At 70.8% G+C, this 9,327-nt stretch carries 11 protein-coding genes; 2 read left to right on the top strand and 9 right to left on the bottom strand.

Annotated elements, in window-relative coordinates; all coding sequences use genetic code 11:
* Both M0R80_12665 and M0R80_12660 read left to right on the top strand, forming a co-directional pair.
* The coding region (locus M0R80_12665) for a molybdopterin-dependent oxidoreductase (GenBank protein MCK9460482.1) at positions 1-1,295 on the top strand (1,295 nt) is incomplete at its 5' end.
* A 16-nt stretch (positions 1,296-1,311) separates the two neighbouring features.
* Positions 1,312-2,016, top strand: a complete 705-nt coding sequence (locus tag M0R80_12660) for a hypothetical protein (GenBank protein MCK9460481.1) — start codon at positions 1,312-1,314, stop codon at positions 2,014-2,016.
* 10 nt (positions 2,017-2,026) lie between these two features.
* Here M0R80_12660 and M0R80_12655 read toward each other — a convergent pair whose 3' ends face one another.
* The 9 genes from M0R80_12655 to M0R80_12615 all read right to left on the bottom strand — a co-directional run bounded on the left by M0R80_12655 (position 2,027) and on the right by M0R80_12615 (position 9,307).
* A complete protein-coding gene (locus tag M0R80_12655; GenBank protein MCK9460480.1) occupies positions 2,027-2,542 on the bottom strand; it encodes a DUF2478 domain-containing protein in 516 nt (171 codons plus the stop codon).
* Complete coding sequence (locus tag M0R80_12650) at positions 2,539-3,327, bottom strand: XdhC/CoxI family protein (GenBank protein ID MCK9460479.1); 789 nt, start codon at positions 3,325-3,327, stop codon at positions 2,539-2,541. Before M0R80_12650 ends, M0R80_12655 begins: the two co-directional genes overlap by 4 nt.
* A gap of 15 nt (positions 3,328-3,342) precedes the next feature.
* Entirely contained in the window at positions 3,343-3,939 is a 597-nt protein-coding gene (locus M0R80_12645; protein ID MCK9460478.1) for an NTP transferase domain-containing protein, read from the bottom strand.
* 146 nt (positions 3,940-4,085) lie between these two features.
* Positions 4,086-4,775 (bottom strand): amino acid racemase, encoded by a 690-nt coding sequence (locus tag M0R80_12640; GenBank protein MCK9460477.1) that lies wholly within the window; start codon positions 4,773-4,775, stop codon positions 4,086-4,088.
* 11 nt (positions 4,776-4,786) lie between these two features.
* Positions 4,787-5,113 (bottom strand): type II toxin-antitoxin system PemK/MazF family toxin, encoded by a 327-nt coding sequence (locus M0R80_12635; protein ID MCK9460476.1) that lies wholly within the window; start codon positions 5,111-5,113, stop codon positions 4,787-4,789.
* On the bottom strand, positions 5,101-5,352 hold the full coding sequence (locus M0R80_12630; protein ID MCK9460475.1) for an AbrB/MazE/SpoVT family DNA-binding domain-containing protein: 252 nt from the start codon (positions 5,350-5,352) through the stop codon (positions 5,101-5,103). The genes M0R80_12635 and M0R80_12630 overlap by 13 nt, the downstream gene beginning before the upstream one ends.
* Positions 5,353-5,433: 81 nt before the next feature.
* Entirely contained in the window at positions 5,434-7,863 is a 2,430-nt protein-coding gene (locus M0R80_12625) for a molybdopterin-dependent oxidoreductase (GenBank protein ID MCK9460474.1), read from the bottom strand.
* A complete protein-coding gene (locus M0R80_12620) occupies positions 7,860-8,348 on the bottom strand; it encodes a (2Fe-2S)-binding protein (GenBank protein ID MCK9460473.1) in 489 nt (162 codons plus the stop codon). The genes M0R80_12625 and M0R80_12620 overlap by 4 nt, the downstream gene beginning before the upstream one ends.
* Positions 8,345-9,307, bottom strand: a complete 963-nt coding sequence (locus M0R80_12615; protein ID MCK9460472.1) for an FAD binding domain-containing protein — start codon at positions 9,305-9,307, stop codon at positions 8,345-8,347. Before M0R80_12615 ends, M0R80_12620 begins: the two co-directional genes overlap by 4 nt.
* Between the last annotated feature and the right edge of the window lie 20 nt (positions 9,308-9,327).

The raw sequence follows: 9,327 nt of genomic DNA, 5'->3' as shown, positions 1-9,327 counted from the left end.
GGCGGTGCTGGGCGCTCGAGCAGAACATGGACGAGCTCGCCGAGAAGGCCGGCGTCGATCCGTTCGACCTGCGCATGCTGAACTGCAACGAGCCCGGCGAGCTGACGCCCATGGGGCTCAAGGTGACGACCTGCGGGCTGCGCGAGTGCCTCGAGAAGGTGGCGGACAAGCTCGAGTGGAAGGCGAAGCGCGGCAGGGGCAAGGCCCGCGGGGTCGGCATGGCGTCGCTCATCCACGTCGGCGGCGGCGGCCGCATCTACCGCTCGGACGGCAGCGGGATCATCCTCAAGCTCGACGACTTCGGGAACGTGAACGCCTACTACGGCGGCGTGGAGATGGGGCAGGGGTTGCACTCCGTGCTGCAGCTCGCGATCGCCGAGCGGCTCGGCGTGAAGCCCGACAAGGTGTTCGTCAACCAGACCGACACGGCCACGTGTCCCTGGGACGTCGGGACCCACGCGAGCCGGGGCGCGTTCATGGCTTGCAGCGCCGCCATCCGGGCGTGCGACACGCTGCGCGAGAAGATCTTCGGCCACGCCGAAGGGCTCTACGCGGACGCCGTCGCGAAGAACCTCAAGTCGCTCAGGAAGAAGAACCCCGAGTACAAGGCGGCGGAGTTCGACGTGAAGGCGGCGGCGACGCGCGAGCGGTTCGACATCCGGGACGGCTTCCTCTTCGTCAAGGACGCGCCAAAGGAGCCGTGGCTGCGCGTGGAACTCGGCGCCATGCTGCGGTCGATCCACTTCCGCGATCAGGGCGACGTGCTCTCGGCCGACGCGTTCTACGATCCGCCCAACGAGCTGCCGAACTTCGAGAAGGGGTACGGCAACATCTCGTCGACGTACGCTTACGGGGCGCAGGGCGCGGAGGTCGAGGTGGACACCGAGACCGGCGAGGTCACGATCGTCAAGATCGCGGCCGTGCACGACGTCGGCAAGGTGCTGAACCCGCTCGCGCTCAAGGGGCAGATGTACGGCGCGCTCGCGCAGGGCGTGGGCTACGCCCTGTACGAGAACGTCGCGTCCGAGGACGGGCGCATCCTGAACCCGAGCTTCATGGACTACAAGATCCCGACGATCGGCGAGATGGGCTTCCCCATCGACCTCGAGTTCGTCGAGACGGACGACGGCGTCGGCCCGTTTGGCGCCAAGGGCGTCGGCGAGCCGGGGCTCGTCCCGACCGCGCCGGCGATATCGAACGCCATCTACGACGCGATCGGCGTGCGGATCCGGCACCTGCCGATAACGCCCGAGAAAATCCTTGCCGCGCTCGCCGAGCGCGATAATAACAAGTGACGCGAGGAGGACCGACATGACCGCAGCAACCTTCACCAGAGACCACCGCGCCGCGACGGTGCGGAACATCGCCATCGCCGTGCTCGTGCTCGGCTCCCTGTGGGGCGTCGCGGAGGTCGTGCTCAACGACGTCGTCAAGGCCGCGGACGTTCCGTTCCGGGCCGGCATCCTGACCGGGTTCGGGATGCTCGCCATGGGGATCCTGCTCGGGTACGGGCGCAGGCCGCTCGCCATCCTCGGCGTCCCCGTGATCGCGGTGCTCGTCAAGCAGATGGTCGTCCCGATCCTGGGCGCGTCCGTGCTGTGCAAGGCGAACTCGTGCATCGCGGTGCTGCTCGAAGCGGCGCTCCTCGCGGGCGTCGCCGCCGTCGCGATGCGCGGGCTCGGGAAGAGCACGATCGCGCGCGCCGGGGCCGGCGCTGGGGCGGGGCTCGCCTCCGCCGTTCCCTTCTACTTCGTCGGGCTCGCGGTCGCGCCGTGCGCCTACCTCATGTCGTTCGACCGCGCGGGCGGGTTCGCGGCGTTCATGGTGCAGGAGGGGCTCGTCTGGGCGGCGTTCTCGGCCGTCCTGTTCCCGGCCGGCTTCGCGCTCGGCGCCCGAGTCCGCGCGCCGCTCTTCGCCCTCGCGGAGCGCCGGCCGATCGTCTACCACGGCGCCGCGCTCGGCGTCGCCGCCTTCTGCTGGGCCACCGCCCTGATCGCGATCTGCGCCGGGGCGTGAGCAGCGGTCCTCAGCCCGCCAGACTTTTCCGAATCTCGGAGGTCACATCGGCGTCCCGTCCCGGCTCGAAGCGGATTCGGGTCACCTCGGCGCGGGTGGAGAGCCACTTCTTCGCTTCGTCTGCGAGCCCATCGCGGACGACGATCAACACCATTGCCGAAGAGGACAGGGCGCGATCGACGGCTGCCGCGTGGCCCTTTCCCGCGAGCTCAAGGTGGCCGACCTCGTCGATGACGGTGAGGTCCGCGCCCTCTCGGATTTCACCGAGCGCTGCGTCGAACGCCGCCTCCTCGAACAGCCACCCGTCGCCCGCCTCGGAGCGCCGCGCGAGCGGGCGGATCGCCCCGGTCGCGAGCCCGACGAGGTCGTAGCCGATCTTGCGGCAGTCGGCGCCGAAAGCGCCGCGCTGGACGAACCCGGCGAGCGCGGTCCCGGACGCGCCGAGTGAAACGGCGAGCCGCTCGACGAAGAGGCTCTTGCCCGAGAACAGCGGGCCGACGAGGAGGATGGCGCGAGGCCTCCTCACTTGGGGACGTGCCGATCGCGGTAGTGGGGGAGGCCTGGCTTGCTGTGGCGTACGCCGAGGAGCTGCGCGGCGATGGCGACCGCGATCTCTCCAGGCGTGCCGCCGCCGAGATCGAGCCCCACGGGCGCGAACACGTTCGGCCCGGGATCGACGCCGGTCGCGCGGATCTCCGCGAGCGCCTTCTCGATCTTCTGCGACGAGCCGATCATGCCGACGTACGGGAGGCGCGGCTCCTTGCGGGTCACGGCCCCGAGCAGCTCCTCGTCGTGCATGTGCCCGTGCGTCACGATCACGACGAACGCGCCCTCGGGTACGAGCTTCACCGCGTCGTCGTACGGCATGCAGAGCGTGCGGGACGCCTCGGGGAAGCGCGCACGGTCGGCGAACTCCGGCCGGTTGTCGACCACCGTCACGCTGAAGCCCGCGGCCGCGGCCATGGGCGCGAGCGCCTTGCCGATGTGGCCGCCGCCGAAGATCCAGAGGCGCGGCGCCGCGCGGAACGGCTCGAGGAAGAGCGTCAGCTCGCCGCCGCACGCCATGCCGACCGTCGCGACGTCGATCCGCTCGAGCCTCGCGCCGCCGTCCCCGGCGAGGAGCGCGCGCGCCATGCGCACCGCCTCGTTCTCGAGCGCGCCGCCGCCGACCGTTCCCGCCGTCCCTTTCGCGGTGACGGCCATTCGGAACCCCACGCGGGGCGGGGCCGAGCCCTCGACCGCGACGACCGTGACGAGTACGAGATCCTCGCCCCCGTCCGAATGCGAAACCGCCTTCCGCAGCGTCTCCATGGCCAACCTCCTCGGTCACGCGCCTCGCGCAAGGCGCCTGCGCAGGATCTCGAGCTCGTCGAGCGTGTCGAAATCGTAGAGCACGAGATCGTCCCCCGCCGCAACCTCGGCGCTCGACAGCGGGGCGAGCACCTCGCGCAGCGTCGCCTCCGGCCCGGCCGACAGCACCGCGCGGACCGCCGCGGGCGAGAGCAGCACCGGGTGGCCGCGGCGCCCGCCGAAAGCGGGCCGCAACACGTCGCGCGGTTCCGCCTCGTAGGCCGCGGCGAGCGCCCGGTAGATCGCGCGGCTCGGGCCGGGGACGTCGGCCGGGTGGATGAACGCCGCGCCGGCGACGCCCTCGAGCCCCGCTCGCGCCGAGGAGAACATGCCGCGCTCCCAGCGTGCGTTGCGCACCGCGACGGCGTGCGGCCAGCGCCGCGCGAGGTGCGCCTCGAGCCGTGCGAACTCGCAGCCGCCGACGACGCGGATCTCGCCCGCGACCTCGGACGCGGCGTCGACGACGCGGTCGATCACCAGCCCCTCGCCGAGCTCCATGAGCGGCTTGTAGCCGCCGGCGCGGCGACCCTCGCCGGCCGCGAGGATGATGCAGAAGTACTTCGAATCGACCATCGACGTTCCATAAAACGGCTTCGCCGAGATGTCGAGGTGGTACCGCTCCGGGTGAGATCCTCTCGATGGGGCTTGATGTGTCGAGATGGGCGACCAATCTCGTGGGATCGACACCTGCGGTCGAGAGCGCGGCTGCTCCGGGCCGCTCATCCCAGCGCGAAGTCGACCGCCTTGAGGACGTGCAGCCTGAGGGTGTCGAACGCGGGCACCGGCAGGGCGGCGCCCTCGAACAGAATCGGCAGCTCGGTGCAGCCGAGGATCACGCCCTCGGCCCCTTTGGCGACCAGCGCGTCGACGGCCGCGCAGAAGGCGTTCCGGTGCTCGTCCGTGAAGCGGCCGGCGGACAACTCCTCGACGATGATGCGGTGGAGCCGATCGATCCGCTCGCCTTCGGGGACGAGGGCGCGGATCCCCGCTCGCTCGAGCCTTCCTCTGAAGAAGTCGTCCTGCATGGTCAGCCGGGTCCCGAGCAGCGCGACGGCCCCGAGTCCCCGGTCGCGGATCGCGTCGACCGCGCACTCGACGATGTCGATGAACGGGAGCTTGGTAGCCTGCAGGACCTCGGGAGCGAACCTGTGGAGCGTGTTCGCGCCGAACATGACGCAGTCGGCGCCGGCCGCCTCGAGGCTGCGCACGGCCTTCTGCCCGAGCGCCGCGACCGCGTCCCAGTCCTCCGCCTGGCCGGCGGTCGCCAGATCGTGGAAGTCGATCGAGTGGATGATCATCCGGCCGGAGTGCTGCGGCCCGATGCGCGCGGCAATCCCCTCGTTGAACTGCCGGTAGTACTCCAGCGTGGAGTGCCAGGTCGTGCCTCCCCACAGGCCGATCGTCTTCATGCTCATCCTCCCTACGGTGCGAACATCTCGGCGAGGACCGAGAGCACGGCGCCCGCGGTGCGGGTGTCCAGCGCGCCCAACCTCTGCACGAGGCGCATCTTGTCGACCGTCCGAATCTGGTCGAGGGCGACCTGGCCGCGCTTGTTCTTGAAGCGACACGGCACCCGCGTCGGGTACGGACGACCGGCGGTCGTCATCGGCGCGACGATCACCGTGCGGATGTGGCGGTTCATCTCGTCGGGCGAAACCACCACCGCGGGGCGCGTCTTGCGGATTTCCGCGCCGAGCGAGGGTTCGAGGTTCACGAGGAAGACGTCGAACCGCGCTACCATTCCCACTCCTCGGAATCGAAAGGCGAGAGTGACGGCGTGTCGGCCGGATCCGCGTCGTCCCCGGCGCTCGCCATCGCGGCGAACGCCTCGTCCCATCCGTCGCGCGGAGCGCCGCCGCGTCTGACGACGAGCGTGTCGCCCCGTACGTCCATCTCGACCACGTCGGCGATGGAAAGCTGCTCGAGCACCGCCTTCGGGATCCTGAGCCCCTTGGAGTTGCCCACGCGTACGAGCTGGGTCCTCATCGAACACCTCCCCTCTCTCGCGAGGTGATCACAATGTAATTACATGAAACACCCGAGTCAAGCGCCGCACCGGCCGCCGCGCTACCCGCGCTTCGCCTTGTGCCGCCGGACGAGCTCCATCACGGCCTCGCACTTCGCGTCCGCGGCGAACGTGACCGGCTGGCCCTCGCGCTTCTGCTTCAGCGCCATGAGCACGCGCTCCGGGGTGAGCGGCAGCTCGCGGAACCGGATCCCGGTGGCGTCGTACACCGCGTTCATGATCGCCGGGATGGTCGGCATGATGCCGCCCTCGCCGACCTCCTTCGCGCCGTACGGCCCGTTCGGCTCGCCGCTCTCGACGACGACCGGATCCATGTTCGGCACGTCCATCATCGTCGGGATCTTGTACTCGGCGAGGTTCGGGTTGACCGTGCGCCCGAGGTCGTCGAACTTGACCTCCTCGAAGCACGCCTCGCCGAGCCCCATGAGGAAGTTGCCCTGCATCTGCCCCTCGACCTGCGTGCGGTTGATGGCGAAGCCGCAGTCGTGCGCGGCGGTCACGTGCTCGAGCGAGAGCTGGCCCGTGCCGGCGTCCACCTCCACCTCCATGATCTGTGCCGAGCAGCCGTACGCGGGCGACGTGCCGACCGCGGCGCCCTTGAACTGGCCGCCGAGCGCCGGCGGCTTGTACTCACCGCGGCCGATGATCGTGCCCTTCATGACGAACGCGAGCCGCGAGGCCTCTCGGAACGTGAGGCGCGCGCCGGTCGGGTGGTCCACGAACCCGCGGTGCTCCTTGACGAACTGTTCGCGCACCTTGGCGATGTCGAGCTCGCCCTCGGCGAGGGCCACGAACCCGTCCCGGAAGACGAGCTTCTCGGCGGGGACGCCGAACGCCTCGGCGAGGCACGCGGCCACCTGCCGGCGCGCGTCGATCGCCGCCGAGCGGATGGCGTGCCCGGTCATGAGCGTCTGCCGGCTCGAGTAGGCGCCGAGATCCACGCCGAAGTCGGTGTCGCCGCTCATGACGCGGACGCTCTCGAGCGGGATGCCGAGCTCCTCGGCCGTGATCATCGCGAGCATCGTGTCCGAGCCCTGCCCGATCTCGGCGGACGCGGAGCGCACGATCGCGACGCCGCCCGTCTCCGCGAGCTGCACCGTGGCCGTGCAGTGCCACGTTCCCGAGCGGTAGATCGGGTAGCCGGCGCCGGAGACGAAGAAGCCGCAGGCGACCCCGATCCCCTTGCCGCCGCCGAGCGCGCCCTTCTTCTTCTTCCACCCCGATAGGTCGCGCACCTTCTCGATGCACTCCTTCATCCCGAGGCTCGACATGTTGAGATCGTTGCACGTGGTCTCGCCCGCGGACATCATGTTCTTGATGCGCAGCTCGACCGGATCCATGCCGAGCTCCTCGGCCGCGCGGTCGAGGATCGACTCGAACAGTGCCCGGGCGATCACGCCGCCGTGCCCGCGCTGCGCCCCCTTGGCCGGCTTGTTGGTGCAGACGCGAACGCCGTGGTAGCGCATGTTCGGCAGCCGGTACGGCCCGCCGAGCAGCGAGCCCGCGTAGTAGATCGTCGCGATCCCGAAGCTCGAGTAGGCGCCGCCGTCGAGCACGCACCTGTGATCCAGGAAGACGAGGGAGCCGTCGTTCTTGAGCCCGACCTCCATCTCGTGCAGGAACTGGTGCCGCGCGCGCGAGCGGAGGAAGACCTGCTCGCGGCTGAGCGTGCACTTCACGGGCCGGCCCGTCTTCACGGCGAGCAGGCAGCACGCGAGCTCGAGGTTGGACGCCGACGCCTTGGGGCCGAAGCCGCCGCCCACGTACGGCTTCACGACGCGGACCATCTCGAGCGGCATCCTGAGCATCATGGCGATCGTGCGCTGGACGTAGTGCGGCGTCTGCGTGGAGCTCGTGAGCGTGAGGACGCCGCGGCCGTCGATCTCGGCGATGCAGCCCTGCGGCTCCATGAAGGCGCCGTCCTGCATCTTGTTGAGCAGGTGGTCCTTGTAGATCTTGTCGGCCTGGGGGCGCGCGGCGTCGACGCCGCCGAACTCCTGGAGCACCTCGGCGGTGATGTTGCCGTCGTAGCCCGTGAAGATCTCCGTCGTGCCGTCGGCGAGCGCCGCCTCCATGTCGAGCACCGCGGGGAGCTCCTCGATCTCGAGATCGATCATCGAGACCGCCCGGAGCGCCGTGACCGGATCGTCGGCCGCGACCGCCGCGATCTCCTCGCCGAGGTAGCGCACCTTGTCGATCGCGAAGACCGTCTCGTCGTAGCGGGCCGGGCTCACGCCGAACTTGGCGTCCCCGGCTTCGGCCGCCGTGACGATCGCGACGACGCCCGGCAGCGCCGCCGCGCGGGACGTGTCGAGCCGCTTGATCCGCCCGTGGGCCACGGGGCTCTGGAGAAGGGCGGCGTGCAGCATGTCCGGTCGGGTGATGTCGTCGACGTAGACGGCGCGGCCGGTCGCCTTGTCGAAGGCGTCCACGCGGACGGCGCGGGTGTTCAGGACGCGGTGATCGCTCATCTCGCACCTCCCTCGCCACCGGCGGTCGCCCGGGCGGCGGCGAGCACCGCCTCGACGATCTTCTGGTAGCCGGTGCAGCGGCACAGGTTGCCCCCGAGCGCCTCCCGGATCTCCGCCTCGGTCGGGTCGGGCCGCCTGTCGAGGAGCGCCTTGGCGGACAGGATCATGCCCGGCGTGCAGAAGCCGCACTGGATCGCGCCGTGATCGACGAACGCCCGCTGCAGCGGGTGGAGGGACGGCCCGTCGGCCAGCCCCTCGATCGTCGTCACCTCGCGGCCGGCGGCCTCGACGGCGAGCACGAGGCACGCGTTGACCGCCGCGCCGTCGAGCAGCACCGTGCAGGTGCCGCACTCGCCCTCGCCGCAGCCCTGCTTCGTGCCCGTGAGGCGCAGATCCTCGCGCAGCACCTCGAGGAGCGTGCGCGCAGGAGCCGTCAGGATCTCCCGCTCGCGGCCGTTGACCCTGAACCTGATGACCGCCTTCATCGCCGGCCTCCTTTCCCGACGGCGCGCGAGGCGGCGGCCGCGAGGGCCCTTTGCACGAGCGTCTCCACGAGCTCGAGCCGGTACGCGGCGGAGCCGCGGAAGTCGTCGATCGGCTTCACCTCGGCGCGTGCGGTCCTGCCCGCGGCGGCGAACGCCTCGGGGTCGGCGGTCCTCCCGACGAGCCCGGCGGCGGCCTTGGTGGCGAGCAGGGGGGTCGGACCGACGGCGCCGAGGGAGATCCGCGCGGCCCGGATCGTCCGGGTCGGCTTGTCGACCTCGAGCCACGCGCCGGCGCTCACGAGCGCGATCTCGAGCTGGCGCCTAGAGCCCATGCGCACGTAGGCGCTCCCCTGGCCCCTCTCGGCGGGCGCCTCGATCAAGACGAGCAGCTCGTCCGCGCGCCGCACGCTCCTTCCGGGCCCGGTGAAGAACGCCGCGATCTCGACCTCGCGCTCGCCGGATCGCGCCGCGAGCCTGAGCTTCGCGCCCGCGGCGAGGAGGGCGACGGCGGTGTCCGCCGCCGGGCGGGCGTTGACGACGTTGCCCCCGATCGTGGCCCGGTTGCGGATGAGCGCGGATCCCATGATCGCGGCGGCGTCGCCCACGGCCGCGAGCGCCGGCGGGAGGGCGCCCGGCGCCGCGAGCTCGGCCATCGTCGTGGTCGGGCCGATCCGCACGAGCCCCTTGCCCTTGCGGACGCCGCGAAGCTTCGGGAGATCGGCGAGCGACATGACCACCGACGGCGTCTGGATCGGCTGGACGCGTCGCGCCGCGCGCCACCGCGCGTCGGCCGTGCCGGCCTTCTCGGTGATCTGGAGGATGCCGCGCATCTTCATGTTGACCACGAGGTCGGTGCCGCCAGCCAGCGGGCTGAGCGCCGCGCCGTGCGCCTCGAGCAGCTTGAGCGCCTCCTTGAGGCTCTTCGGTCGTTCGTAGGAAAAGTCGTGCAGGATCCTCATGGCCCCTCTCTCCTCGGGCG

The sequence above is a fragment of the Pseudomonadota bacterium genome, from assembly GCA_023229365.1.
In the GTDB taxonomy this organism is placed as follows: Bacteria; Myxococcota_A; Polyangia; order JAAYKL01; family JAAYKL01; genus JALNZK01.
The sequence above is the reverse complement of the archived record's forward strand: the minus strand, read 5'-3'. Positions and strand labels throughout refer to the sequence as shown.